Annotated in this window: 22 protein-coding genes; 16 read left to right on the top strand and 6 right to left on the bottom strand. The window is 65.9% G+C overall.

Translation table 11 applies throughout. The features are described 5' to 3' along the window. Nucleotides 1-106: 106 nt before the first annotated feature. Entirely contained in the window at nucleotides 107-1,822 is a 1,716-nt protein-coding gene (locus NTCA1_RS23240) for a methyl-accepting chemotaxis protein (protein WP_236549536.1), read from the top strand. Nucleotides 1,823-1,843: 21 nt separating this feature from the next. Here the strand turns inward: NTCA1_RS23240 and NTCA1_RS23245 are convergent, their stop codons facing one another. From NTCA1_RS23245 to NTCA1_RS23260, 4 genes are all read right to left on the bottom strand, one after another. Beyond that, on the bottom strand, nucleotides 1,844-2,083 hold the full coding sequence (locus NTCA1_RS23245; RefSeq protein ID WP_133085339.1) for a hypothetical protein: 240 nt from the start codon (nucleotides 2,081-2,083) through the stop codon (nucleotides 1,844-1,846). Nucleotides 2,084-2,381: 298 nt separating this feature from the next. Next, nucleotides 2,382-3,809: a UdgX family uracil-DNA binding protein gene (locus NTCA1_RS23250; protein ID WP_133085338.1), complete on the bottom strand. Its 1,428-nt coding sequence runs from the start codon at nucleotides 3,807-3,809 to the stop codon at nucleotides 2,382-2,384. 2 nt (nucleotides 3,810-3,811) lie between these two features. Further along, nucleotides 3,812-5,062 carry a putative DNA modification/repair radical SAM protein gene (locus tag NTCA1_RS23255; RefSeq protein ID WP_086492235.1) on the bottom strand — a complete coding sequence of 417 codons (1,251 nt, stop codon included), beginning with the start codon at nucleotides 5,060-5,062 and terminating at the stop codon, nucleotides 3,812-3,814. A gap of 136 nt (nucleotides 5,063-5,198) precedes the next feature. Next, nucleotides 5,199-6,317, bottom strand: coding sequence for an acyl-CoA dehydrogenase family protein (locus NTCA1_RS23260; protein ID WP_133085337.1), 1,119 nt, complete (start codon nucleotides 6,315-6,317; stop codon nucleotides 5,199-5,201). A gap of 152 nt (nucleotides 6,318-6,469) precedes the next feature. Here NTCA1_RS23260 and NTCA1_RS23265 point away from each other — a divergent pair, with 152 nt between their 5' ends. Continuing rightward, complete coding sequence (locus NTCA1_RS23265; RefSeq protein ID WP_086492238.1) at nucleotides 6,470-7,243, top strand: LuxR C-terminal-related transcriptional regulator; 774 nt, start codon at nucleotides 6,470-6,472, stop codon at nucleotides 7,241-7,243. Nucleotides 7,244-7,319: 76 nt separating this feature from the next. After that, complete coding sequence (locus tag NTCA1_RS23270; protein ID WP_086492239.1) at nucleotides 7,320-7,658, top strand: hypothetical protein; 339 nt, start codon at nucleotides 7,320-7,322, stop codon at nucleotides 7,656-7,658. Nucleotides 7,659-8,010: 352 nt separating this feature from the next. Here NTCA1_RS23270 and NTCA1_RS23275 read toward each other — a convergent pair whose 3' ends face one another. Further along, the gene (locus tag NTCA1_RS23275) at nucleotides 8,011-9,645 is read right to left on the bottom strand and encodes a GMC family oxidoreductase (RefSeq protein ID WP_133085336.1); all 1,635 of its coding nucleotides are present in this window, start codon (nucleotides 9,643-9,645) and stop codon (nucleotides 8,011-8,013) included. A gap of 139 nt (nucleotides 9,646-9,784) precedes the next feature. Between NTCA1_RS23275 and NTCA1_RS23280 the strand changes: the two genes are divergently transcribed. From NTCA1_RS23280 to NTCA1_RS23335, 12 genes are all read left to right on the top strand, one after another. Beyond that, nucleotides 9,785-10,183, top strand: coding sequence for a Zn-ribbon domain-containing OB-fold protein (locus NTCA1_RS23280; RefSeq protein WP_133085335.1), 399 nt, complete (start codon nucleotides 9,785-9,787; stop codon nucleotides 10,181-10,183). Beyond that, nucleotides 10,180-11,352, top strand: a complete 1,173-nt coding sequence (locus tag NTCA1_RS23285) for a thiolase family protein (RefSeq protein WP_133085334.1) — start codon at nucleotides 10,180-10,182, stop codon at nucleotides 11,350-11,352. Before NTCA1_RS23280 ends, NTCA1_RS23285 begins: the two co-directional genes overlap by 4 nt. A gap of 5 nt (nucleotides 11,353-11,357) precedes the next feature. Beyond that, a complete protein-coding gene (locus NTCA1_RS23290; protein WP_133085333.1) occupies nucleotides 11,358-12,566 on the top strand; it encodes an acyl-CoA dehydrogenase family protein in 1,209 nt (402 codons plus the stop codon). A 46-nt stretch (nucleotides 12,567-12,612) separates the two neighbouring features. Continuing rightward, a complete protein-coding gene (locus tag NTCA1_RS23295; protein WP_133085357.1) occupies nucleotides 12,613-13,602 on the top strand; it encodes a thiamine pyrophosphate-dependent dehydrogenase E1 component subunit alpha in 990 nt (329 codons plus the stop codon). A gap of 16 nt (nucleotides 13,603-13,618) precedes the next feature. Beyond that, a complete protein-coding gene (locus tag NTCA1_RS23300) occupies nucleotides 13,619-14,632 on the top strand; it encodes an alpha-ketoacid dehydrogenase subunit beta (protein ID WP_133085332.1) in 1,014 nt (337 codons plus the stop codon). Nucleotides 14,633-14,645: 13 nt separating this feature from the next. Next, nucleotides 14,646-16,076, top strand: coding sequence for a 2-oxo acid dehydrogenase subunit E2 (locus NTCA1_RS23305; RefSeq protein WP_133085331.1), 1,431 nt, complete (start codon nucleotides 14,646-14,648; stop codon nucleotides 16,074-16,076). 13 nt (nucleotides 16,077-16,089) lie between these two features. Beyond that, nucleotides 16,090-16,635 carry a VOC family protein gene (locus NTCA1_RS23310; protein WP_133085330.1) on the top strand — a complete coding sequence of 182 codons (546 nt, stop codon included), beginning with the start codon at nucleotides 16,090-16,092 and terminating at the stop codon, nucleotides 16,633-16,635. Nucleotides 16,636-16,812: 177 nt separating this feature from the next. Then, nucleotides 16,813-17,154 carry a (2Fe-2S) ferredoxin domain-containing protein gene (locus NTCA1_RS23315; RefSeq protein ID WP_159831985.1) on the top strand — a complete coding sequence of 114 codons (342 nt, stop codon included), beginning with the start codon at nucleotides 16,813-16,815 and terminating at the stop codon, nucleotides 17,152-17,154. A 63-nt stretch (nucleotides 17,155-17,217) separates the two neighbouring features. Further along, nucleotides 17,218-18,627: a cardiolipin synthase gene (cls, locus tag NTCA1_RS23320; RefSeq protein ID WP_133085328.1), complete on the top strand. Its 1,410-nt coding sequence runs from the start codon at nucleotides 17,218-17,220 to the stop codon at nucleotides 18,625-18,627. Nucleotides 18,628-18,803: 176 nt separating this feature from the next. Then, nucleotides 18,804-19,205 (top strand): hypothetical protein, encoded by a 402-nt coding sequence (locus NTCA1_RS23325; RefSeq protein WP_159831986.1) that lies wholly within the window; start codon nucleotides 18,804-18,806, stop codon nucleotides 19,203-19,205. Nucleotides 19,206-19,288: 83 nt separating this feature from the next. Continuing rightward, nucleotides 19,289-20,524: a hypothetical protein gene (locus NTCA1_RS23330; protein WP_133085327.1), complete on the top strand. Its 1,236-nt coding sequence runs from the start codon at nucleotides 19,289-19,291 to the stop codon at nucleotides 20,522-20,524. A gap of 46 nt (nucleotides 20,525-20,570) precedes the next feature. After that, nucleotides 20,571-21,620 carry a nucleotidyltransferase family protein gene (locus NTCA1_RS23335; RefSeq protein WP_159831987.1) on the top strand — a complete coding sequence of 350 codons (1,050 nt, stop codon included), beginning with the start codon at nucleotides 20,571-20,573 and terminating at the stop codon, nucleotides 21,618-21,620. A 37-nt stretch (nucleotides 21,621-21,657) separates the two neighbouring features. Here NTCA1_RS23335 and NTCA1_RS23340 read toward each other — a convergent pair whose 3' ends face one another. Further along, nucleotides 21,658-22,365, bottom strand: a complete 708-nt coding sequence (locus tag NTCA1_RS23340) for a glutamine amidotransferase (RefSeq protein ID WP_255490582.1) — start codon at nucleotides 22,363-22,365, stop codon at nucleotides 21,658-21,660. A 212-nt stretch (nucleotides 22,366-22,577) separates the two neighbouring features. Here NTCA1_RS23340 and NTCA1_RS23345 point away from each other — a divergent pair, with 212 nt between their 5' ends. Next, nucleotides 22,578-24,224 (top strand): Na+/H+ antiporter, encoded by a 1,647-nt coding sequence (locus NTCA1_RS23345; RefSeq protein WP_201282581.1) that lies wholly within the window; start codon nucleotides 22,578-22,580, stop codon nucleotides 24,222-24,224. Nucleotides 24,225-24,441: the final 217 nt, after the last annotated feature.

The raw sequence follows: 24,441 nt of genomic DNA on the forward strand, positions 1-24,441 counted from the left end.
CGCCTGATCTCTCTATAACGATTGCAGCCGCGTGCGCCCCGGAAGATCAGCATCCGGGACGTGCCGCGCGGTGTCTTTCTCTCGTCTCCCCCAACAGAGATTCACCATGACCGGCATTCGTGCATTCCTGAAAAGACAGCATCTATCGACAAAAGTGACGCTCATGACCGTGGGCGCGCTTGTTCTGCTTTCCGCCGTGTTCTTCATCGGCACGCGCTTCCTGCTGGTGCAAGATGCCCGCAGCCAGGGCGAGGAGCGCCTGGATACGAACATGCGCGTGGCCTGGTCCGTCCTGCAATGGAGCGGCCTGAACTATGCCAAACGGGACGGAAAGCTCTACGTCGGCGACACCCCGCTCAATGACAACAACGCCGCAGTGGACCGGATGAAGGAACTCGTCGGCGGCACCGCGACGATCTTCATGGACGACTTGCGCGTGGCCACCAACGTCCAGAAGGAGGACGGCACCCGCGCGCTGGGCACCCGGCTTGCCGCCGGGCCGGTGAAGGATGCCGTACTCGGCCGGGGCGAACCCTATCGCGGCGAGACGGAAATCCTCGGCGTCCGTTATTTCGCCGCTTATGACCCGATCAAGGATTCCAGCGGGAAAGTGATCGGCATCCTCTTCGTCGGCGTCTCGGCAGAGGATTTCTATCGCAATGTGGACAGCCTTGGCTGGCATGTCCTGCTGCTGGCCGTCGTCGTCACCGTGATCGCGGCTGCCTTCTGCATGCGCGGCGCGCGCCAGCTCTTCGCGCCGCTCGAAACGGCTGCTAAGACGATGATGCGCCTTGCCGAAGGCCATAACCAGACCGAGATCGCCGACACCGAAAGGCAGGACGAGATCGGCGGGATCGCGCGGGCGCTGCTGGTATTCCGCAACGCCGCCGTCGCCAAGGAAGCGGCCGACCGGGAGCAGCGCGACGTGGTCGAACGCCTCGCGGACAGTCTTGCGCATCTTTCGGCGGGGGATCTTACGGCCGAGATTGCCCAGGCCTTCCCGCATACTTACGAAACCCTGCGCGGAAACTATAACGCCGCCCTTGCCGGGCTGCGCGGACTGATCGGGGCGACCGGCGAAAGCACTTCGGTCATCCGGGGCAGTTCGTTTGAAATCGCCCAGGCCTCCGAAGACCTCGCGCGCCGGACCGAAGCCAGTGCTGCCAGCCTCGAACAGAGTTCGGCAGCGCTCGTGGAGATCGACAGCGGCCTGAAGGCGGGCGCCAATGCCGCGACCGAGACGGTCGCTCGTGCCGACGAGGCCATCGCCACGGTAAGCGGTGGACGCGCAGTCGCTGCGGAGGCGGTGGATGCCATGCGCCGCGTATCCGACAGCGCGACCAATATCGACGGCGTGATCGAAGGGCTGGACAAGATCGCCTTCCAGACCCGTGTCCTTGCCATGAACGCCGCCGTCGAAGCGGGGCGCGCGGGCGAAGCGGGCCGGGGCTTCGCGGTCGTGGCGGATCTGGTTTCGGCGCTTGCCAAGCGTTCGGAAGAAGAAGCCCGCAGCGCTCGCGAGCAGCTTACCGTCACCCAGTCCGAGATCGTCACGGCGCTCGGCGCGGTGGAGCGGGTCGACGGGGCTTTCGAAGGGATCGCCGGAGACGTGTCGCAAGTCCACGTCCTGCTGGGCGGCATGGCCCGTCACAACCGGGCATCGGTAACCTCGGTCAGCGAAATCACCGCTGCCATCGGGGCGATGAACCTGGCGACGCAGCAGAATGCGGCCATGGTGGAACAGGCTTCGGCCGCAGCGCGCGGTCTTACCGAGGAAGTCAACCGGCTGGCGGCGCAGGCCTCGCGCTTCAAGGTCGCCTGAGGGCCAGGAATGGAAGCGGGGTCAGGAGGTGACGAGAATCGTCATCTCCGCCCGCGAATCTTGCCGCGAACCTGCCCTCGAATCTGGCCGTGCCCGGCGGATCGTGCAGAGCTTGAGGGCGCCTTCCCAGAGTTCCGCGCTGCGCTTGGCGGCTTCGCGGTGTGCGATGACAAGGGCTCCGGCAATGTCCGGGGCCTTGAATTCCAGCCTCTTGGCAAGGCCGTGCTCGTCCTCGAAAAATCTCAGGGTGTAGATCTTCATGTGAGTCCTCCAGCGGTGCGCCGCCGTGTTCGGTATTCGCACTTGCGGAAGAAGGGCTAGTTCATTTTACGCCGATTCGGAGTGATTTGCGTCAAATCGTTGTTCGGCAGAGCCGTCCGGTTGTGACGCTGATGGGACTGTTCTGGGTTGTTCGAAAAATGCCCGGGAGCGCATTTTTGGCGGTACCGGCCCGCGCCCCCACCCTACCACCCGACGATAGTATCCTTGCGGCTGGTAGGGTGGGGGCGCCTAAATCCAAATGGGGCCGGTGCCGCCAAAATCCGCCTGCGGCGGATTTTCAAACAATAGTCGCAAGGCTTTTTGCGGCGCGGCGCAAGTCGGCTGCGTAACGCGCGAATTCGGCGTCGGCGTCCGCCTCGGGCGGCAGGCGCAGAAGATAGCTGGGATGGATCGTGATCCAGCAGGGCGTGCCGTCCGGCAGGACGACCGCCCCCCCTCTTTCCCGTCCGACGGTTACGGTGCGGCCGGTCAGCGAACGCGCTGCCGTGGCGCCCATGGCGATGACCAGGCGGGGGCGGACGATGGCGCGTTCCTGCTCCACCCACCAGCGGCATGCCTCGATCTCGCCGCTGCCGGGACGGGCATGGATGCGCCGCTTTCCGCGCGGCTCGAACTTGAAGTGCTTTACCGCGTTGGTGATGTAGGTTCGGGCGCGATCGATCCCGGCCGCGGCCATCGCGCGATCGAAGACCGCGCCGGCCGGTCCCACGAAGACCCGCCCGGCCAGATCCTCGTTATCGCCGGGCTGTTCGCCCACGATCATGATTTCGGCATCGTGGGGTCCTTCGCCGAAAACCGTCTGCGTTGCCGGTTTCCAGAGCGGGCAACGCCGGCATTCCTGTGCCTCTTCGGCCAGAAGCACCAGTGCGTCCGGTCCGCTCCGCTGCGTTTTGCCGTGTGGTTCGCCGCGCGCCTGATCGATCATCGCGCGTTCGCGCTTGCGCGCACCGGCGATCAGCGAAGGAACCAGCGCGGTTTCGGGCATGTTCTTCCAGTACTTGCGCGGCATTTCCTTCAGCATCGCCTGCGGCATGACCCGCGCGGGATTGAAGATCGCGCTGTAATAGGCCTTCCAGACGGCTTCGACCGGATCGCCGCCCGGTGCATCGGTGCGGGAAGCGGGCGGCCCTTCGGCAAGCATCGCGCCGTCCCAATGCAGCGCGCCGCGCGGGGTCAGGATCGACCAGCGCATGTTGGTGAAGCGATCGACGAAGAATCCCGCATTGGCGCGCAGGATGTGATGGTCCGGTTCGAACCAGGCCACGAAGCGCTTGCCGCCGTCATCGGCCAGTTCGCGAAACCGCACGAAGGCATGCATCTTGTGGCTGTCTCGCCGGACATTGCGTGCCAGCCCCTCGATGCGGCGCATCAGGGGATCGGCGGCGTCCTGAAGCGCCTGGGGTTGGTCCAGCAGGCGCAGGAGAAGGATATAGAGCAGCGAGAAGCGCTCGGGTTCGCTGTGGAGCGCCGCGTATCGCGCCAGTTCCAGTAATTGCCGCGATACGCGCAAGGGCGCTGCTGATGCGCCTGGTCTCGCGCTCGCGATCGGGGGAGCGCCGAGGCTCTCGTCCGCGAAAAGATCGGCGGCCCGGTCGCCGATCTGCCAGACGATGTCCTCCGGTGCCACGCCTTCGCCCGCCAGCGACCTTGCGGCGCTGCGCCAGCCGTCGAAATCGTCTTCCCGGTCGAGGCGGACCACGCGCACGGTCAGGCCGCGAACAGTTCCAGCTGGGTGGCGGGCGGCGTGACCAATGCGCGCAAGTCCGCGCGGTCGATCAGGGCGCCCGGTCGCCAGTCGGCGGTGACGATGAAAGGGCGCAATTTCTTCACCGATACCGTCATGCGCGCCACGTCGTCCAGCCGCAGGGTGCGCCAGCGGCGTGCCGCGACGATGGCGTCGACGGCCTTGATGCCCAGGCCCGGAATACGCAGCAGCATCTCGCGCGGGGCGCGGTTGACGTCGATGGGGAAACGGTCGCGGAAGCGCAGCGCCCAGGCCAGTTTCGGATCGATATCGAGCGGAAGCATGCCGGTGGCGGGGTCGGCGGCGGCGCTCACTTCCTGCGGGGCATATTGGTAGAAGCGGATCAGCCAGTCCGACTGATAGAGCCGGTGCTCGCGCATAAGTGGGGGGCGCCGCAGCGGCAGGACCGTGCTGGCGTCGGGGATCGGGCTGAATGCCGAATAATAGACCCGCTTGAGGTCGAACCGCTCATAGAGCGAGGCCGCGCGGGAAACGATATCGCGGTCGGTCGCGGCATCGGCGCCGACGATCATCTGGGTCGACTGGCCCGCCGGGGCAAAGGAAGGGGCGGAGCGGAAGCGCTGGCGGGCATCGGCGCCGTCCTCGATGGCGCTCCGCATCGTGCCCATCGCGCCTTCGATGCGGGCCTGCGACTTTTCGGGCGCCAGGCGCTGGAGCCCGCTGGCGGTCGGCAATTCGACATTGATCGACACGCGGTCCGCATGGCGGCCGGCCGCCGCGATGAGCACGGGATCGGCATCGGGAATGGTCTTGAGGTGGATATAGCCGCGAAAATCGTGATCCTCGCGCAGGGAGCGCGCCACTTCGACGATCTGCTCCATCGTATAGTCGGGGCTGCGGATGATGCCGGAGGAGAGAAACAGCCCTTCGATGTAGTTGCGGCGGTAGAAGTCCAGCGTCAGGTCCACCACCTCCTGCGCCGTGAACCGGGCGCGCCGCACGTTGGAGGACTTGCGGTTGATGCAGTAATGACAGTCGAAGATGCAGCTGTTGGTCAGCAGCACCTTGAGCAGGCTGATGCAGCGGCCGTCGGGCGCATAGGCATGGCAGATTCCGCCCCCGCCCAGCGTCGAGCCTATGCCCTTGCCATCCCGCGAATCCCGTTTCTTCACGCCCGACGAAGAGCATGAGGCGTCGTACTTCGCAGCATCGGCGAGGATCGAGAGCTTTTCGGCGATTTCGAGCGCAGGCATCGGTCGGGACCTTGTTGTCCGCGCCAGTGAGACGCGGATTCGAAGGTGCAAAATGGAGCAGCCTCCAGCCTGATGCAATGAAAATGTTCTCTATGTGTTCTTTTGTACTATCGATTGCAGAGGATGTCGATCGGCCCTAGTTCAGCGATCGGGCATAGCGGTCCAGCGCCGCCTCCGGCCCTTCCGGCCAGCGGGAAAGCACCAGCAGGCGCTTGTGGCCCGCGCCGATGGCAAGCTCGTCGGTCACGCCCATGCCGCCGTGGAACTGCACCATTTCGTGCGCGAGTTCGATGGAGGCCGCGCTGATCCACGCCCGCGCGCCGCTGACCGCTTCGGCAAAGCGGTCGCCGTCCCAGGAGACCAGCGCCAGGTTCAGCAGTGCCCGGCTCTGCTCGATGGCGGCATATTGCGCGACCATGCGGTGCTGGATCGCTTGGAACGAGCCCAGCGCCGCGCCGAACTGGTCGCGCGCGCGGACGTAGTCCAGCGTGTCGTGGAACATGCGCTCCATGATGCCCAGCGCTTCGGCGCAGCGGGCCAGCGCGGTGACCTGTTGCGCCTCCTCGATCGCGGCAACGCCGCCGTCCAGCCGGTGACTTTCGGGCAGGGACACGCCCTTAAGGATCAGCGAGGCGGCAATCGAGCCATCGGCCAGCGGCCATTCGCGGCGGCACAGGCCGGGGGTGTCGGCGGGGACGAGGAACAGCGCCGCGCCCTCCGCGTCGGCAGGCGCGCCGGACAAGCGGGCGGAGACGAGATAGCCGTCCGCGCCGCCACCTGCGATGGCATAGGGCTTCATGCCATCCAGCCGGTAGCCGTTGTTATCGGGCATGGCGGTTGTTTCGATCCAGGTCAGCCCGTTCCGCGCTTTCGCTTCGGCATGGGCGAGCGCGAGGCGCTTTTCACCGGTGAGCAGCCCGTCCAGCCATGCGCCCCGCAGCGCCTCGGGCGCGGTCAGCGCGAACAGGCGCCCTGCCAGCACGGATGCTTCCGCCAGCGGCTCCACCACCATGCCGCGTCCTAGTGCCTCGAACACGGTGGCGATGCCTGTGGCATCGAGGCTGAGGCCGCCCAGCTCCTCGGGGAAGGGCGCGGCGATCAGGCCCAGTTCGCCCAGCAGCGCCCAGTTCTTGCCCGAAAACCCGCTCGGCTCCGCCAGAAACAGGCGGCGGGCGGTGTGGTCGTACGTATTGGTGACGAAGCGCTCGGTCAGCGCCTTGAGCATTTCCTCGTCTTCGCTGAGATCGAAATTCACATGCCTCTCCCGTCTGCCACACGGATGTAGCACCTCCCATGGGACCGTCTCCGCTGGGCAAAAGGCTAGGGCGGCAGGCACCGTTTTTCGGCTTTCGGGCAATTGTGCAGCCTGATCGGGCGCGTTAAGCTCCCCTCCAAGAGAGGAAAAACATGTCGCTGTTGTCACAGGAAAACATAGATGCCGTGCGCATCTCCTCGCCGGCTGACATTCGCCCGGCGGCGGAGGCTCTGCACAAGATCGCCATGGACCTCGGCTACCGGGCCGCGCCCGCGCACGACATTGCCGACAAGCGCACCCCCGTCGATGGCGAGGGCAAGGTGCTGGCCATCGAAGTGTTCGGCTGGGGCGATGACGAGCGGGTGTGGTGGCGCAATTCGCGCATCGCGCTCGATTCCCCGCTGACGACGGCGTGCCGCTTCGAGAGCCAGCCGTTCTGGGCCAATGCGCAAGGATTCCGCACGCGTGAGCCGAACGCCTACCTGCAATCCATCGACATCGCCAATTTCGAACAGCGCGCCATGACCCGCGCCTGCATCGCCGTGCCGGTACACCTGCCGTTCGGCCAGATCGGCGCGGTGAGCTTCAATCCGCTGGACAAGGAGCGGACCGACCTTTCGGAAGACTTCCTGCGCCTGTCGGACGCGCTGGGGCTCTATGCTCGTACCTTCATCGCGACCTATATTCAGGTGATGGGCTCCACCCAGGCGCTGCCGCCGGAATCGCGCCTGTCGAAGCGCGAAGTGGAGTGCCTGCGCTGGGCGGCGATCGGCAAGACCGATCTTGAGATCAGCATGATCATGTCCCGCAGCCGCGCCACCGTGCGCTTCCACATCCACAATGCGGCGACCAAGCTGAATGCGGTGAACCGCAGCCAGACGGTCTTCAAGGCGGCGCAGTTGGGCTATATTTCGCTGCATAATTGAGGGTTGGGAAAGGCGGAAGTGCGGATTTCCTGCGCTCGCATTGCGGATCTTAAATGCGTAGCGCATGTGAAGACCCATGAAAAACATTCAAATCATCGATGGCGCGGCAAACGCAACCTTTAGCTTATTTCAAGTGACCGATGATGAATTTCTGGCGCTTTTTCCAAGCGGCAGTGAAATGCAAATTGTCGAAGATGTGTTCGAGCGTCTTGGCCAAGAAGAGGCCAGCCGCGTCATTGGCCCGATGTGGAGCCGACCCATCCTGAAAAGAGACGTCGTAGGCATACACGGTACTCTGTTCTATGATAGCGACCATCGACGAGATTACTTTCCGGCTTCGGGACGAGAAATCGATTGGCCTGAGGAATCCTTGAACCCCGCGCAACGCGCGCATTTTTCAAGTATGCGCGAATGACCACGTTCCCGCAATTTCCATCGTCACCCTGAACTTGGTTCAGGGTCCATCCCGCCACAATCCTGTTGCTTTAATCGATAAGCGAGGGCGTGGCTTATCCTACAGGCCTTTGGCTTGAGCGGCGGAATGGATCCTGAAACAAGTTCAGGATGACGAGGTGGGGAAACGATAAGACCGCTTTCTCGCAATTGTGAGTCTTGGAGCGGTTTCGTCGGTCCGTAGAAGATTCAGGGCGGCCCCTCCACCCGCTCAGGCTGAGCTTGTCGAAGCCCCCTGCGGCAAGGCATTGCGGTGGGGCTTCGACAGGCTCAGCCCGAGCGGACTTGGGTTACCTCCTTCGCAAGGGACCGCGTTAGACGGTAATCCGGTCCTCAAGCATCAGCTTCGCGCCGCGCAGGCCCAGCGCCATGGCGGGGGCGTTGGTGTTGCCGGTCACGTGGCCCGGCATCACCGAGCAGTCGGCCACCCGCACGCCGGTTACGCCGTTCACCCGCAGGCGCGGATCGACCACGGCGGCGGGGTCGCTGCCCATGCGGCAGGAGCGGATGGCGTGGAGGCCGCAACTGGACAGGCGGCGGAACGCGGCGAGAATGGCCGCGTCGCTGTCGATTTCCGCGCCGGGCACCAGTTCCGCGCCCACCATCTGCCCCAGCGGCGCCTCGGCCATGAAAGCGCGCATCTTGCGCACCAAGGCGATGGCGGAACGGCGGTCGTGCTCGGTCGTCAGGAAATTGTGGCGGATGTCGGCCGGATCGCCGCTGTTCGGACCCGTCGCCCGCACCGCGCTCTCGCTGGTGAGGCGCAGCAACTGTCCGTAGATGGTGACGCCGGGGCGCGGATCGATCTTGTCGAGCGGCACCGGATCCTTGTCGTCGCCGACCTTGAAAGTGTAGCCGCCCAGATAGAACTGCGCGTCGGTGCGCCCGTCGGGATGGGCGACATTGCAGAACGCGCCAACCTCGAAAGGCCCGGTCGCCAGTACGCCGTCATGCCGGAGCAGATAGCGCAGCATCGCCATCGCCGCGCCCATGCCGAAGAAGCTGCGGTTGGTGCCGCGCCCGTGTTCTAGTCGGTAGGGGATCGAGATCGACAGGTGCTCGATCATCCGCTCCCCCACGTCGGGCGAATGGACGAGCGGGGCGATACCCGCTGCCTTCAGCCTTTCGGAATCGCCGATGCCGGAGCGCTGGAGCAGCAGCGGGCTTTCCATCGCGCCCGCACTCACCACGATCTCCCCGCAGCAGGGGAAGTGCTGCGGTTGGCCGTTCACCACCGTATCGATCCCCGTGGCGCGGGTGCCGTCGAACACGATCCGCTCCGCCAGAGCGCCGGTTACCACCGTCAGGTTCGGCCGCCCGCGCGCTGCCGCCAGATAAGTCCGTGCCGAGGATTCGCGGCGGCCGTCCCGGATGTTGTGGCTGTAATAGCCGACGCGTGGGCCGGCTGCTGCGTTAAGGTCGTCCACGCGGCGCAGACCCAGCGCTTCGCCGGATTCGATCATGCGCTCTGCCAAGGGGTAAGTGTAGCAGGCGGGGTCGACATGGACGAGGCCGCCGATGCCGCGCATCGGGGAAGCGCCGGCGGCGTGGTCCTCCAGTTCGAGGAAGGCGGCGGTCATGCTCGCGCCGTTCCAGCCGGTGGCGCCCGCGTCGCTTTCCCAGGCGTCGTAATCGGCCGGTTCGCCCCGGCTCCAGATCATGCCGTTGATCGAGGATGAGCCGCCAAGGCCCTTGCCCCGGATCCAGACCTCATCGCCCGCCTCGTTGGCGCCTTCCTCGCGCGGCTGGCTGACCGGATAGGCCCACATGTGTTCGGGCTTCTTCACCAGCTTCGCCACGCCCTTGGGCAAAGTGACCCAGAAGCTGTCGTTGGTGCCGCCCGCTTCCAGCAGCAGCACTTGCGCGCGCCCGTCTGCGCTCAACCGTTCCGCCATGACGCAGCCGGCCGAACCGGCGCCGACGATGATGTAGTCCCAGCTCTTTGCCATCAGTTCGTTCTCCCGCCCCATTGCGTCGCACGAACTGGCACATTGGCTACCCTAGCGTTTTGGTGAGTCACAAAGGCGGCGCGGGCGCGCTTAAACCATTCACATCAACGGACTCGAAAGCCGAGAGATGGGGAGAACGATGCGCGCCATTGCCGAAGGCCTGTTCACCGACGAGACGCCGCCCCGGCTGCTGGGCGGCCGTGAGCGGACCACCGGGCGCGTGGTGTTTCCCTGCCCTGCCGGCGATAGCTGCGATCCCGTGCCGCTGGCGCGCGAGGGCCGCCTCTGGTCCTACACCGTGCAGCGCTATCGCCCCAAGACGCCGCCCTATGCCGGGCCCGAGGCCTTTGCGCCGTGGATCGTCGCCTATGTCGAGCTGCCGGGCGAGGTGATCGTGGAGGCGCGGCTGGTGGGCGCGGAGTTCGATGCGGTGGAGATCGGGATGCCGCTGCGCCTCGTGCAAGTGCCGCTCGATCCCGAAGCGGCCGAGCCGCTGGCCATTCCGGCCTTCGCGCCGATCGTGGGGGCGGGGGCATGAGCGACGTTTGCATCGTCGGCATCGGCATCCATCCCTTCGGCCGCACCGATGGCTTGTCCGGCGTCGATCAGGGCGTCTTCGCAGTGCGGCAGGCACTGGCCGATGCGGGCGTGGACTGGCCGCAGGTCCAGTTCGCCTATGGCAGTTCGGACGCAGCCGGAAACCCCGATACGATGGTTGACCGGCTGGGGCTGACCGGCGTGCAGTTCATCAATGTGCGCAACGGCTGCGCGGCGGGCGGATCGGCGCTGTTTTCGGCGCAGATGGCGATCAAGTCGGGGGAGTTCGAGCTTGGCCTTGCGGTCGGGTTCGACAAGCATCCGCGCGGCGCCTTCAATGCGCTGCCCAGCGAATACAACCTGCCCGACTGGTACGGAGAGGCGGGCTATATGGTCACCACCCAGTTCTTCGCCGCGAAGATCATGCGCTACATGCACATGTTCGGCATCTCTCACCAGACGCTGGCCCGCGTGGCGGAAAAGGCCTTTCGTAACGGCGCCCACGCGCCGCACGCCTGGCGGCGCCAGCCGGTGTCGATCGAGGAGATCCTGGCCGCGCCGCTCGTGTCGGACCCCTATACCAAGTACATGTTCTGCTCCCCGGCCGAGGGCGGCGTGGCGCTCGTGCTGGCCAACGAGAAGAAGGCGCGCGAACTGGGCAGGCCGCTGGTGCGCCTGAAGGCCGCGACCATGCGCACTCGCCCGCCGCACAGTTTCGAGGTTTTCGCGCCCAGCGTGGACGTGGTGGCGGACGACAGCGCGCCGCGCGGTACCGCCACGCGCATCGCCTCCGCCGATGCCTTCCGTCTGGCCGGGATCGGTCCGGGCGACATCGACGTGGCCCAGCTTCAGGATACCGAGGCAGGGGCGGAGATCATGCACATGGCGGAGAACGGCTTCTGCGCCGATGGCGATCAGGAACGCTGGCTGGCCGAAGGGTGGACCGAGATCGGCGGGACCCTGCCGGTCAACACCGATGGCGGCTGCCTTGCTTGCGGAGAGCCGATCGGCGCTTCGGGGCTGCGGCAGGTCTACGAAAACGTGGTGCAACTGCGCGGGGACGGCGGCGGCCGTCAGGTGCCCGGCCACAGGGGGGGCGGCCCCAAGACGGCCTACAGCCACGTTTACGGCGCGCCGGGCGTATCCGCGGTGACGATTCTGGAACGATAGAACGGATGGACATCGAACTCTCCCCCGCCGACGAAGCTTTCCGTGAGGATGTGCGCGCCTTTCTGCGCGATCATCTGCCCGATGCGGTGAAGGCCGGCGCCGCCGCCACGCCTTCGGTCTTCGTGGAGCCGGACATCGGGCAGGCCTGGAACGCGGTGCTCGCCGCCAAGGGCTGGCTCGGCTATCAGTGGCCGGTCGAACATGGCGGCACCGGCTGGACGCCGCTGCAGCGCTACCTGTTCGAGAAGGAATGCGCTGTGGCCGGCGCCCCGAACCTGACCGTGCTGGGCCTGAAGCTGCTGGCCCCGGTGCTCTGGACCTTCGGCAGCGCGGCGCAGAAGGCCCGCTATTTGCCGCGCATCCTTTCCGGCGAGGATTACTGGTGCCAGGGCTTTTCGGAGCCGGGCGCGGGGTCCGACCTTGCCAGCCTGAAGACCCGCGCGGTGCGAGAGGGCGACCACTACGTGGTCAACGGATCGAAGATCTGGACCACCCATGCCCACCACGCCAACGGCATGTTCACGCTGGTGCGCACCAACCCGGAGGTGAAGAAGCAGGCGGGCATCTCGTTCCTGCTGATCGACCTTGCCAGCCCCGGCGTTTCGGTGCGGCCGATCCTGACGACGGCGGGCGACCATGAGGTCAATCAGGTCTTCCTGGAAGACGTGCGCGTCCCGGCCGAAAACCTTGTGGGCGAGGAAGGACAGGGCTGGACCATCGCCAAGTTCCTCCTCGAAAACGAGCGCGGCGGATCGTGCCATGCGCCCAAGCTGGGCTACGACCTCGCCCAGATCGAGGCGGCGGCGAAAGCGGAAAGCGACGGGCGCGGTGGGGCTCTGGCGGAGGGCATCGAATGGCGCCGCCGCATGGCCAAGGCCCGGCTCGGCGTGGAGGCGCTGGAGATGATCGAGCTGAAGATCATCTCCGAAATCGCCAAGGGCCGGAAACCCGGGCCGCAGACCTCGCTCACCAAGCTGCTGGCATCGAACCTGCGGCAGGAGATCGATCTGCTTGCGGTGGACCTGTTCGGCATCGCCGGGCTCCAACTGGAAACCTCACGCCCGCTCTACGGCGACAATGCGCCGGAGCCGCTTCATTCTCGCGCCGCGCAAGTCGCTGCCGCCCGCTATCTCAACAGCCGGGCCTGGACGATTTTCGGCGGGACAAACGAGGTGCAGAGCACCATCATCGCCAAGTCCGTATTGGGCCTTTGAAGGGAACCGTGAAAAGATGCGGACCACAATGGGAGAGGAAGCCGGGATGCAACTGAACCGCGAGGCGCTGACGCGCGCCTATCGGCAGATGAAGCTGATCCGCGAATTCGAGGAACGCCTTCACGAGGAGATCCAGACCGGGGAGATCGCCGGCTTCACGCACCTCTACTGCGGGCAGGAAGCCGTGGCGGTGGGCGTGTGCGAGCATCTTTCGGAGCGGGACAAGATCGTCTCCACCCATCGCGGCCATGGTCACTGCCTGGCCAAGGGCTGCGACGTGACCGGGATGATGAAGGAGATCTGGGGCAGCCAGGAAGGCCTGTGCAACGGCAAGGGCGGCTCCATGCACATCGCCGATATCGACAAGGGCATGCTGGGTGCCAACGGCATCGTCGGCGCCGGCGCGCCGATCGCGGTGGGCGCGGCGCTTTCAAACAAGATCGACGGGCCGGACGAGAATGGCAAGCTGGCCGTCTCCATCGCCTTCTCGGGCGACGGGGCGTGCAATCAGGGCACGACGTTCGAGGCGATGAACCTGGCCGTCGTCACCAAGGCGCCGGCGATCTTCGTCTTCGAGAACAACCACTATTCGGAACATACCGGCGATGCCTATGCCGTGGGCACCGCGCAGGACATCGCCAGCCGCGCCGAAGCCTTCGGCATGAAAGTCTGGCGGGCGGATGGGACGGACTTCTTCTCGGTGTTCGATACTTTCGGCGAAGTGCTGGAATTCGTGCGCACGCCCGGCAACGGCCCGGCGGCGGTGGAATTCGATACCGAGCGCTTCTTCGGCCACTTCGAAGGCGACCCCCAGCGCTATCGCGGGGAGGGGGAACTGGACCGGTTGCGCGCCACGCGTGATTGCCTGCGCAAGTTCCGCGAGAAGGTAACCGGGGCGAAACTGCTGACGGACGCCGATCTGGACGCGGTGGATAGCGACGCCCTCGGCGCCATCGAGCAGGCTGTCGCAGCCTCTCGCGCGGCGGCTCGGCCGAGCCCCGAGAACGTCCTCGAAAACGTTTACATCAGCTACTGACGGCGGAGCGAAACACATGGCTAAAATGATGTATCGCGACGCCATTCGCGGCACGATATTCCAGGAAATGCAGCGCGATCCGCGTGTCGTCGTGCTGGGCGAGGACGTGGTGGGCGGCATGGGCACGGCGGGCGGCCCGGAGGCGATCGGCGGAATCTGGTCCACCTCCACCGGCTTCTACGAAACGTTCGGGCCGGACCGGGTGATCGATACGCCGATCAGCGAAAGCGCGATCATGGGCGCAGCGGGCGGCCTCGCTCTGGCCGGCAAGCGGCCGGTGGCGGAAATCATGTTCGCGGACTTCATCGGCGTCTGCATGGACCAGCTGTGGAACCAGATCGCCAAGTTCCGCTACATGTTCGGCGGCAAGTCGGTCTGCCCGGCGGTGATCCGCATGCCCTGCGGCGCGGGCTACAACGCCGCCGCGCAGCACAGCCAGATGGTCAGCCAGTTCGTGACGTCCATGCCCGGCCTGAAGGTCGTCATGCCCGCGACCCCCGCCGATGCTTGCGGACTGCTGCGGCAGGCGATCCGGGACGACGATCCGGTGGTCTTTCTGGAGCACAAGTTTCTCTATGCGATGACCGGCGAGGTGCCGGACGACCCCGATTTCACGATCCCCTTCGGCCATGCGCGACTGGCGCGGGCGGGGGAGGATGTGACGATCGTCGCCTCCGGGATGATGGTCGGCTATGCGGAGACCGCCGCCGACGATCTGGCGCAGGACGGCGTGGGCTGCGACGTGATCGACTTGCGCACCACCTCTCCGCTCGATGAGGAAGCGATCCTCGACTCCGTGGAGGCGACGGGGCGGCTGGTGATCGTGGACGAGGCGCCGCCGCGCTGCAGTCTTGCCACCGACATCGCCGCTCTGGTGGCGAACAAGGCCTTCGCCAGCCTGAAAGCCCCGATCGAGATGGTCACCGCGCCGCATACCCCGGTGCCCTTCGCCCGCGAGTTGGAGGGCGCCTATCTGCCCAGCCCCGCGAAAGTCGCCGCTGCCGTCCGCAAGACGCTGGCATACCGTTGAAGGGAGCGCCGTCATGAGCAGGATCCGCGCTTTCACGATGCCCAAGTGGGGCATCGAGATGACGGAAGGGACCGTGGCCGAATGGATGGTCAAGGAAGGCGACAGCTTCACGCGCGGCCAGACGCTGTGCCTGATCGAGACCGCCAAGATCACCAACGAAGTGGAGGCCGAATACGACGCCACCGTGCGCCGCATCATGGTCACCGGCGGCACCGAGGCCGCGCCGGTGGGCGCGCTGCTGGCGGTGTTCGACGAGGGGGCGCACTCGGATGACGAGATCGATGCCTTCATCGCCGGTTTCACGCCGGCTGAGGGCGGTGTGGCCCAGGGCGCGTCGAAGGCGAAGGTGGCGGAGCCGGTCGGCGCCATCGCCGGCACGCCCGAACGCATGCGCGGGCCGATCGAGACCAATCGCCCGATCAGCCCGGAGGCGCTGAGGCTCGCGGAAGAGGAAAGCGTCGATATCGCTGCGATCGAGGGATCCGGGCGCAATGGCCGCATCACCCATCAGGACGTGGTCAAGGCCATGCGCGGACCGGCCAGTCCGGTGCTGAAGGGCGTTTTGGCGCTGCCGGAGGACGACGCGAAAGTCTTCGCCTCCCCGCTCGCCCGCCGCATCGCCGCGCTGCACGGGATCGTGCTCACCGGAGTGGCCGGAACCGGCCCGCGTGGCCGCATTTCCAAGGCTGATGTACTGGCGCTGGTTCCTGCGCCGGCCAATTCTGACACACTCGCACCGCCTGCCTTCGTCGCCGGCGCCAACCAGCCGGAGATCGTGCCCTTCGACCGCATCCGCAAGGTGGTCGCCCAGCGGTTGACGCAGGCGAAGCAGGAAATCCCGCATTTCTACTTGCGTCTCTCCGCCCGCGCCGATGCGCTGCTCGATCTGCGGGGGAGCGCCAATCTGGTGCTGGGCTGCAAGGCTTCGGTGAACGACTGGGTGGTCAAGGCCTGCGCCATGGCGCTCGTCCGCCACCCGGAGGTGAACGTGCAGGTCCACGGAACCGACACCTACCGCTTCCCCCATGCCGACATTGCGATCGCGGTGGCTGGCCCCAAGGGCCTCGTCACCCCGGTGGTGCGGCAGGCGGACCGGATGCGGATCGATCAGCTTGCCGCCGAAACCCGCCGCCTGATCGACAAGGCGCAGGGAAAAGGCCTCGGCATGGAGGACATGGAGGGCGGCACGTTCTCGGTCTCCAACCTCGGTATGTTCGGGGTCGAGAACTTCGATGCGATCATCAATCCGCCGCAGGGCGCGATCCTTGCCGTCGGTGCGGCACAGCGCCAGCCGGTGGAAACGGCCGCTGGCGGCGTGGCGTTCGAAACGCGGATCGCTCTGACTCTCTCGGTCGATCACCGCGCCATCGACGGGGCTGCCGGCGCGCAGTTCCTCCAGACACTGAAGACCCTCATCGAGGAGCCGCAAGGCCTCTTCGCTTGAATAAGGACAAGCCATGACAAGTCCGGCCAAACCGGGACTGCTCAAAGCACTGGGAGAAGTGGTCCAGCTGGCCTACTTCCCCAGCGATTTCGATGCCGCGCTGACGTATTGGATCGAAACCGTGGGCGTCGGCCCGTTCTTCGTGCTGAACGACGTGCGGCTGGGCGAGATGACGTACAAGGGCCAGCCCACCGATGCCACCTTCTCGATGGCGATCGGCTACTGGGGCGAAATCCAGATCGAGCTGATCCGCACCGAGAGCACGGCGCCCTCGCTCTACACCGGCGAATATGCGGTGCGCGACCGGCTGCACCATGTTTGCGTCTTCGTGAAGGACATTGCCGAGGCACGCCGCGCCTGCGCCGAAGTGGGCGCCGAAGTGATCGTGGAGGGCAAAGTGGGCGACGATGGCGCGGTGATCTACGTCGATCCCGGCCAGGGCCCCGGTTTCGTGATCGAATACCTGCAGCCCATGGCCGGATCGGAAGGCCTGTTCGAAATGATGAAAGCCGCCGCGCGCGATTGGGATGGCAGCGATCCCGTGCGCGTGCTGCAATGAGCGCGCCGCGCGAGACAGTCGGAACAGGGCTTACGCCGATCGCGAATGCAGGCTTGGCGACGGCGATTGATCGTCGCTGCCTCTGACAGAAGGCGGGATTTCGCGCTCGCGGTTTCGGTGGGGCCCTGCAAGGATGCCGGTGGGCAGATGGCCCAATGAACTGCAAGGAAACCGGCAATGTCCCGAAGCCAGGGAGATATTCGCGATATCGCGGCCAAGTGGGATGATGTCCTGCTGATCTGCCGGAAGTGCGGCAAGAAGGCCGACGGTGGCTTCGGGAAGAACGGCGAGCAGCGTCTGGAAAAGGCACTGAAGGCGCCGTTGAAGGAGAAGGGGCGCTACAAGCTAGTGCCGGTGCCCTGCCTCGGCATATGTCCGAAGAATGCGGTCTGCGTGGTCCAGGCGAGCGTGCCGGGAACGGTTCACCTCGTGCGGCCCGGCACGGAACTGGCGGAGGTGATCGAGACGCTCGCGCCCGGGCCTCCCGCACGCCGGGCAAAGCTCCAGAAGAAATCCTGAAACTCGGGGCGGCTACGAGCATGCGGGCTTGCCAAGTCGATCGGATTGCCCAACAATCCCGGCATGATCACGCTGCCTACTCTCGGCGAGGCGTTCTACATCGTCGAGTGGGGCATCCGATTGACGATGCTGGCGGTCGTGCCCTTGCGGCGCACGCCTGCGGCGGCCGCAAGCTGGCTCCTGCTCATCTTCTTCCTGCCGGTTCCGGGCCTTCTGCTGTTCGCCGCGATCGGCAGTCCGCGCTTTCCGGCTTGGCGGGTCGAACGGTTCGAGAGCCTGCGCGGCTTCTTTGGCACCGCCGCCGCGCTGATGCGCAGCGGGGCGCCGAAGGTCGGGGAGGCACCGGCGGAAGTCGTCGCGCTGGCCGATCGTCTGGGCCATCTTCCGGCGGTGGGCGGCAACCGGGTCGAGCTGCTCGACGACTACGACGCCGTGATCGCCCGCTTGGTGGCCGATATCGACGCCGCGCGCGAGCATGTCCGCCTGCTGTCCTACATCTTCGCGGACGATGCCACGGCGGGCCGGGTGATCGCGGCACTTGGCCGGGCGGTGGAGCGCGGCGTGCCCTGCCATGTGCTGGTCGATCCGGTCGGTTCCTACCGCTGGCTGAAAGGCACGCTCCAGGCGCTGCGGGGGCAGGGGGTGCGGGTGCGCCGCATGCTGCCGTTCCGGCTGATCCGCGGGCGGACGCGGCGCGACATGCGCAATCACCGCAAGCTGTTCCTGATCGATGGGCGGATCGGCTATGCGGGATCGCTCAACATCGTCGCAAAGGATTTCCGGCCCGGCGTGACCAACCGCGAACTCGTCGCCCGCGTCACCGGACCCGCCGTGGCGGCGATGTCGGCGATCTTCGTGTCGGACTGGTTCATGGAAACCGAGGAATTGCTGGAGGCGGCCGTTCCCCTGCCGGATCCGGCCGGATTCTCGGCCCTTCAGGTCCTGCCCAGCGGCGCCAACTATCCGCTGGAAGGTTTCCTGACGCTGCTGACCTGGCAAGTGGCGCGGGCAGAGCGGGAAGTCGTGCTCGTCACCCCCTATTTCATCCCGGACGAAGGGCTGCTGGGCGCACTCATCACAGCCGTCCTGCGCGGCGTGGAAGTCCATATCATCGTCTCTGAGGTGGTGGACCAGCTGCTCGTCAACCTGGCCCAATCGTCCTACTACGACGAACTGCTTTCGCACGGCGTACGCATCCACCGCTATCGCGGCTACCTGCTTCACGCCAAGGCCGTGCGCATCGATGAAAGCCTGGGCATCGTCGGTTCCAGCAATGTCGACGTCCGCTCTTTCCAGCTCAACGAGGAAGTGAGCCTGCTCCTGCTCGACCGGCCGACGATCGACGATCTCGCGCGCATCCAGCGGGAGTACATGGCGGGCAGCGACGAACTGGACCTGGCGACCTGGCGGGCACGTTCGCGCATGCGGCGCCTTGCCGAAAACGGCGCAAGGCTGGTCAGTCCGCTGCTATGATCCTCACCCTCTACATCCTTGGTAGCCTGTAAGCGGCCCGTTGGAGGTATCGGCATCGTCCCATTTGGAATTGCGGCGCGTGGCATTGGGATATGTGCCCGCGAATAGCCCAAATAGCCCGTTTGCGCCTTGTTCTCTTCATGTAGCTTCAATCGACTTGGCGAGGAGACGAATCCATGAAGCTAGCGGAGGAAGAATCGGCCGGGCTCGGCCACAATGACCGTCGTTCCTTTCTTGCCGCCTGCGGGAAGTATTCGCTTCTCGTGCCCCCGGCGATGACGATGCTGCTGTCCACGTCGCTCACCTCGACCGCGATCGCGAAGTCGGGTGGTGGCGGTGGGGGCGGCGGCGGTGGCGGCGGTTCCAGCGGCGGCGGTTCGGGCGGCATGCCGGGCAGCGGTTCGGGTAGCGGCGGCGCCACCGGCGACGGCGGCAGCGTCAAGGACGGCGGCGGTTCCGGTTCGGGTCCGAAGGACACCGGCATTCCCGGAACGGGCGACGGCAAGGGCGGGGTCGTGAGCCCGCAGGCCAGCCTGCCCAAGGGCAAGGATGGCGGCAGGACCGGCGGCAAACATTGATCTCTTCGGCAGCGAGGCCATTGTCCTGACAGTGTCGGGTTCGATCGGTTTCGCGCCGGAACGGGCTGGGGGAGGTAGCCGCGATGCACGGCGGCTTGGCGTCTGGGGCGAAGGCAGCCGGCGATGTCGCGGTGGATGAGGCGGCAGCGCCCAACTCCGTCGTGGATCTGGGCCCGGTCCTGCATCTGGCGGAAGGCGTGCTGCCCCTTGTCATTGCCGATCGGCCGGTTCTGTTCGTCGAGGCGACGCAGCGGCTGAATGCGCTCAACGGTTCGGCGGGGATGCTGGTCGCCTTGCTGGCGGACGGCATCGGCCTTGCCGAATTGCGCCGGGAATTGCACGCCGCTCTGGGGCTTTCGCCCGCCGAGGTAGATGCCCTGGTGGCGGATTGGAGCACGCAGCGGATCGTGGCCGCCGCTTTCGCACCCTGCGCCGAGGGCGTGGGAGGGCTTTCCCTTCATGCCGGCGGTCGCGAGATCGCCATCCGCTTTCCTCTCGGGGCCTGGGGCGCCGAACTCGCCGCGCCTTACGCCCATCTGCCTGCAACTTTTTCGGCAATGGCGCCGGCTGACGGTCGCTCCATGACGAGCGTCACGGTGGAGGCGATGGGCGAGGGGCCGGACGATCTTGCGGGTATTTTCGATACCCGTGCGGGAACCCTCACCGCGCGCGCCGCCGCTGCGCCGATCCTGCGCGGCGCGATCGTCGATCTCGTGCTGGATCAGCCGGAATATGTCGCGCTTCACGCGGCCTGTCTGGTCGACCCGGATGCCCCGGAAGCGGGCGCCATCCTGCTGATAGGCGCGCCGGGCGCGGGAAAATCCACGCTTGCGGCCATGGCCGGTGTGGCTGGTGGCGGTCTGAGGCTTGCCGGGGACGATATCGTGCTGTTCGATCCGCGCACCGGGCTGGTCATGGGCGTGCCTTTGCCGCTCACCGTCAAGAGCGGCAGTTGGGACCGCCTCGACGGCGTGCTGCCGAACCTTGCGGCACAGCCGCCGATACTGCGCGCGGACGGGCAATGGCTGCGCTACGCGCCTTTGCCGCCCCGTGCTTCCAGCGCGGCGGGGCCGGGCTGGCACCGGGTTGCCGTCATCGTCGACTTGCGGCGCCAGGAGGATGTCGCGGCCGAAGCGATTCCGCAGTCTCCCATAGAATGCCTCGGCCGCCTGCTGGAAGAAGGCTTCGTGCAGGGCGGCCGCTGCACCTCGGCGCAGATGCGCGGACTGGCGCGGATGGTGGACAATGCCGAAGCCTGCGCCTTGCGATACGCCGAGGCGGAGCAGGCCCTGCCGTGGATCGAGGCCCTGCTTGGTTAGGCCGGATCGCCCTTGGCTCCTCTGCCTCCGGCTTTTCCTTACCTGAATGCCGGACCGCCCCAGCGAGCTTGAGGCGCTGTCGGACTTGTGCCGGTGCCTGCAAGGCGGCGTGCCGCCTATGGTGGACTGGGAAGCCGTGCTGGCTCTCGCGAACCGCACTCTGGTGACCCCGGCGCTGGCCGAGGCCCTCGGAATAGGCCGAAGGGGCGATCCGGCGATCCCGCCTGAGGTCGCGAGCCTGCTCCGCGTGATCGCCGAACGCACTGCGGCGCGCAACAAGATGATGCATGCCCAGCTCACCGAGGCCGTCATTGCCCTGAACGCACGCGGAATTACGCCGATCCTGCTCAAGGGCGCGGCGCTTCTGGCACGGCGCGGGCCGGATTGCGCCAACCGCCTGCTCACCGACCTCGACCTGATGGTGCGCGAGCAGGACGACGCTCTGGCGGTGGAGGTGCTGGAGGGTCTGGGCTACAGCCGCATTCTCTCGATGCATCAGGACGAGCAGGGCGCCAATCTGGGCAGGGAATGCGATGCCGGGGGACTGGATCTGCACTACCGCCTGAAACGCGTCGGCCCCGCGCGCGATGCCGGATGGCTCATGCAATGGTGCCGCCCTTTCGCGATCGGCGCAGGGAAGGCCGCGATGCCGTCCTCCGCCGCCCTTGCCGGACTGTTCGTGCTGCACGATCAATTGCAGGAAGGGGACTACTGGCGCGGACGGATCGATTTGCGCCATCTCGCCGACATGGCGGCGATCGATCGCGAGGCGAAAGGCCTGGACGGTGCGGAACTCGCCGCGCTGTTTCCAGATGGTCGCGCCCGCCGCGCGCTGGCGGTTCAACTGGACAGTCTGGCGCAGTGGCTGGGCGTGCGGGTAGCAATTGGCAGATCGGGGGGCAGATCGGGCTGGAGGACACGCCTCCAAGGCTGGAGGCGGGACAGACAATTGCGCCATCCGGGATGGGAAACCGCATTTACCCTGTCGTCATGGCTGATCGACCCGCCCTTCAGCCTTTACGAGCAACGGGGCATGGCGGCGCGAGGCCGGGAGATGCGCCGGATGTTGCTGGAAAGGAAAGCGACGAAAGTCTGAGATTTGCGTCGCAAGCTCGTCACGGATGTGAGCGCCCTTAACCAATACTCAGGCCCGTCAGCCATTCCGCGATCATCGCTTGGCCCGCGGCAACGGCGGACGGCCCCAGCCTGTCATGGGCCGCGCGCAGCGAAGCCTCGTCGCCGCCTGCCTCGATCACCGATTCGGGCCATTGCTCGATCCAGGCATCGAAGCGCGGGTCCAGACCCATCTCGGCGTGGAACTGCAAAGCCAGGATATTGCTCCCGCGGCGAAAGGCCTGATGCTCGTAGAGATGGCTGGACGCCAGCAACTCGACATTTTCGGGCAGAGTGAACGTGTCGCCGTGCCAATGCAGCACCGGGACTTCCGCGATATGCCGCAGCGGACCTTGAAGGGCATCGGCGTGGACGGAAACGCTGTGAAACCCCACTTCCTTGTGCGGCCCGGCATAGACTTCGGCCCCGAGCGCCGCGGCGATCATCTGCGCGCCGAAGCACACGCCCAGCGTTGGCCGCTCCGCTTCCAGTCGCAGGGCCAGTCGCCGCATCTGGCAGGGGATCCAGGGGTGACGGTCCTGTTCGTAGACGCCCATGGGGCCGCCCATCATGATCAGAAGGTCCGGGCAGCAAAGATCGAGCGAGGAAAACGCGGGGTCGGTCACATCGATCCGGTCGACGTCGTATCCGGCGGCTTCGATCGGCATGCGGTAACCGGCGACGCCCTCGTAGGGCACATGCCGGATGATCAGGGCGGTCTTCGTCACTGCTCGCTTTCGTTCGAGTATCTCCGGCCCGAGGCGCGGCGCCCCATCATTCATGACAGCAAGTCCTCCCGGCAGCCTGATAGAAATTGTATCAAAGGGTTTCGCCCGGCCTGATCGGCCGGAAACGCCGGGTGCAGGATTTGCAATCTACGCCCCGGGCCGCCATGGTCCCCGGCAGAAGCATCAGCCCGAAAAAGAGAAGGAGCTCAGGTTTGGAGTCAGTTTCGGTCGTACTTTTCCTTTTGCTGGCGGTCGTGGTGAGCGGCGCGGTATCGCGCATGCTGCCCTGGTCGGTACCGACACCACTCGTGCAGATCCTGCTGGGCTGCGTGATCGGCCTGTCGACTTCCTACAGCGTATCGCTCAACCCCGAACTGTTCCTGCTGCTCTTTCTGCCGCCGCTTCTGTTCCTCGACGGCTGGCGCATTCCCAAGGACGAACTGTTCAAGGACGTCTCGACGGTCGTGGAACTCGCACTGGGGCTGGTGCTGACCACGGTGATCGGCATGGGCCTCTTCATCAACTGGATGATTCCGGCCATGCCCCTGGCGGTGGCCTTCGCGCTCGCCGCAGTCGTTTCGCCTACCGATCCGATCGCGGTATCCGCCATCGCGGCCCGTGTACCGATCCCGAAGCGCATGATGCATATTCTCGAGGGCGAGTCCCTGCTGAACGACGCGTCCGGTCTGGTCTGCCTGCGCTTTGCCGTGGCGGCTGCGCTGACGGGCACGTTCTCGGCCGGAGGTGCGGCGCTGAACTTTCTCTGGGTTGCGGGCGCAGGTCTTGTGATCGGCGTGGTCGTCACGCTCGTCGTCTCCCGTGCCAAGGCCTGGGTGACGCGGCGTTGGGGCGAGGATACCGGCTCGCAGATCCTCGTGAGCCTTCTGATCCCCTTCGGTTCCTACATGCTGGCCGAGCACTTCCATGCATCGGGCATCCTCGCCGCAGTCAGCGCCGGCGTCACCATGACGTTTGCCGAGATCTCGCGCGAAGCCATGGCCGTCACCCGCATGCGTCGCAATTCGGTATGGGACACGATCCAGTTCACCCTCAACGGCATCATCTTCGTGCTCCTTGGCGAGCAGCTTCCGGCCATCCTCGCCGAAGCGAAGCGGACCGTGGCGCTCACCGGACATACGCAGCCGGGCTGGCTGGCGCTCTATGTCGTGGCGATCGTACTGGGTCTTGCCGCCTTGCGCTTTGCCTGGGTGTGGGTGTCGCTGAAGTTCACCATCCTGCGCAAGCGCGCAAACGGCGCGAAGGCTAGCGACACCGCGATAAGCACCCCGAACTGGAGGCTCGTCGCGGCAATGTCGTTCGCGGGCGTGCGCGGCGCGATCACGCTGGCGGGTGTGCTTACGCTGCCGCTGGTGCTCAACGACGGCACGCCGTTCCCGGCGCGCGATCTGGCGATCTTCCTGGCGGCAGGCGTGATCATCGTCTCGCTGGTCCTGGCAAGCATTGCCTTGCCAGTGCTGCTCAAGGACCTCACCATGCCCGGCGAGCCTTCGAAGCAGGCCGAAGAGGATGCCGCGCGCGTTAATACCGCCGAAGCCGCGATCAAGGCAATCGAGCGCCATCAGCACCGCCTTGCGGAAAGCCATGGCGATGCGGATCGCTATGCCGCAGCCGGCGGCAGGGTGATGGATCTCTACCGCGAGAGGATAGAAGGCTTGAGCGAGGACGAGCGAGACGCCGCGCGCGAGCAGGAACGCCTGTTCCGCGATTTCCGCCTCGTCGGCCTCAAGGCGGAGCGGGCCGCGTTGGGCGAACTGATCCGCAAGCGCAACGTGGGCAGCGAAACGATCCGCAAACTCACGCGCGAACTCGATCTTTCCGAAGCGCGTTTGAGAGGCTGACAAAGCCGCCCTGCCCCGGCGAGTGTGTGAGGGCAGGGCGGTAGGAGGCGCACGTTGGAAAACGGTCATTTTTTTGAAAGAAGTCATTTTTTTGAAATTAGCGTGTTGACCGAATCGTGGGGTGGTCTTAGAGGGCCTCTCACCGCAGCGGACCACCTGGTTGCTACGGTCGCCAACAGAGACGGACAGCTTGTTCCCCCATCGCAAGAAAGCGGGG

The organism is Novosphingobium sp. TCA1, from assembly GCF_009811895.1.
Classification (GTDB): domain Bacteria; phylum Pseudomonadota; class Alphaproteobacteria; order Sphingomonadales; family Sphingomonadaceae; genus Novosphingobium; species Novosphingobium panipatense_A.

What these genes read in the sequence shown, in the direction of transcription:
- NTCA1_RS23240 (WP_236549536.1), top strand. Translation starts at nt 107, where the DNA reads ATGACCGGCATTCGTGCATTCCTGAAAAGACAGCATCTATCGACAAAA.
- NTCA1_RS23245 (WP_133085339.1), bottom strand. Translation starts at nt 2,083, where the DNA reads ATGAAGATCTACACCCTGAGATTTTTCGAGGACGAGCACGGCCTTGCC.
- NTCA1_RS23255 (WP_086492235.1), bottom strand. Translation starts at nt 5,062, where the DNA reads ATGCCTGCGCTCGAAATCGCCGAAAAGCTCTCGATCCTCGCCGATGCT.
- NTCA1_RS23265 (WP_086492238.1), top strand. Translation starts at nt 6,470, where the DNA reads ATGTCGCTGTTGTCACAGGAAAACATAGATGCCGTGCGCATCTCCTCG.
- NTCA1_RS23270 (WP_086492239.1), top strand. Translation starts at nt 7,320, where the DNA reads ATGAAAAACATTCAAATCATCGATGGCGCGGCAAACGCAACCTTTAGC.
- NTCA1_RS23275 (WP_133085336.1), bottom strand. Translation starts at nt 9,645, where the DNA reads ATGGCAAAGAGCTGGGACTACATCATCGTCGGCGCCGGTTCGGCCGGC.
- NTCA1_RS23280 (WP_133085335.1), top strand. Translation starts at nt 9,785, where the DNA reads ATGCGCGCCATTGCCGAAGGCCTGTTCACCGACGAGACGCCGCCCCGG.
- NTCA1_RS23285 (WP_133085334.1), top strand. Translation starts at nt 10,180, where the DNA reads ATGAGCGACGTTTGCATCGTCGGCATCGGCATCCATCCCTTCGGCCGC.
- NTCA1_RS23290 (WP_133085333.1), top strand. Translation starts at nt 11,358, where the DNA reads ATGGACATCGAACTCTCCCCCGCCGACGAAGCTTTCCGTGAGGATGTG.
- NTCA1_RS23295 (WP_133085357.1), top strand. Translation starts at nt 12,613, where the DNA reads ATGCAACTGAACCGCGAGGCGCTGACGCGCGCCTATCGGCAGATGAAG.
- NTCA1_RS23300 (WP_133085332.1), top strand. Translation starts at nt 13,619, where the DNA reads ATGGCTAAAATGATGTATCGCGACGCCATTCGCGGCACGATATTCCAG.
- NTCA1_RS23305 (WP_133085331.1), top strand. Translation starts at nt 14,646, where the DNA reads ATGAGCAGGATCCGCGCTTTCACGATGCCCAAGTGGGGCATCGAGATG.
- NTCA1_RS23310 (WP_133085330.1), top strand. Translation starts at nt 16,090, where the DNA reads ATGACAAGTCCGGCCAAACCGGGACTGCTCAAAGCACTGGGAGAAGTG.
- NTCA1_RS23315 (WP_159831985.1), top strand. Translation starts at nt 16,813, where the DNA reads ATGTCCCGAAGCCAGGGAGATATTCGCGATATCGCGGCCAAGTGGGAT.
- cls (WP_133085328.1), top strand. Translation starts at nt 17,218, where the DNA reads ATGATCACGCTGCCTACTCTCGGCGAGGCGTTCTACATCGTCGAGTGG.
- NTCA1_RS23325 (WP_159831986.1), top strand. Translation starts at nt 18,804, where the DNA reads ATGAAGCTAGCGGAGGAAGAATCGGCCGGGCTCGGCCACAATGACCGT.
- NTCA1_RS23330 (WP_133085327.1), top strand. Translation starts at nt 19,289, where the DNA reads ATGCACGGCGGCTTGGCGTCTGGGGCGAAGGCAGCCGGCGATGTCGCG.
- NTCA1_RS23335 (WP_159831987.1), top strand. Translation starts at nt 20,571, where the DNA reads ATGCCGGACCGCCCCAGCGAGCTTGAGGCGCTGTCGGACTTGTGCCGG.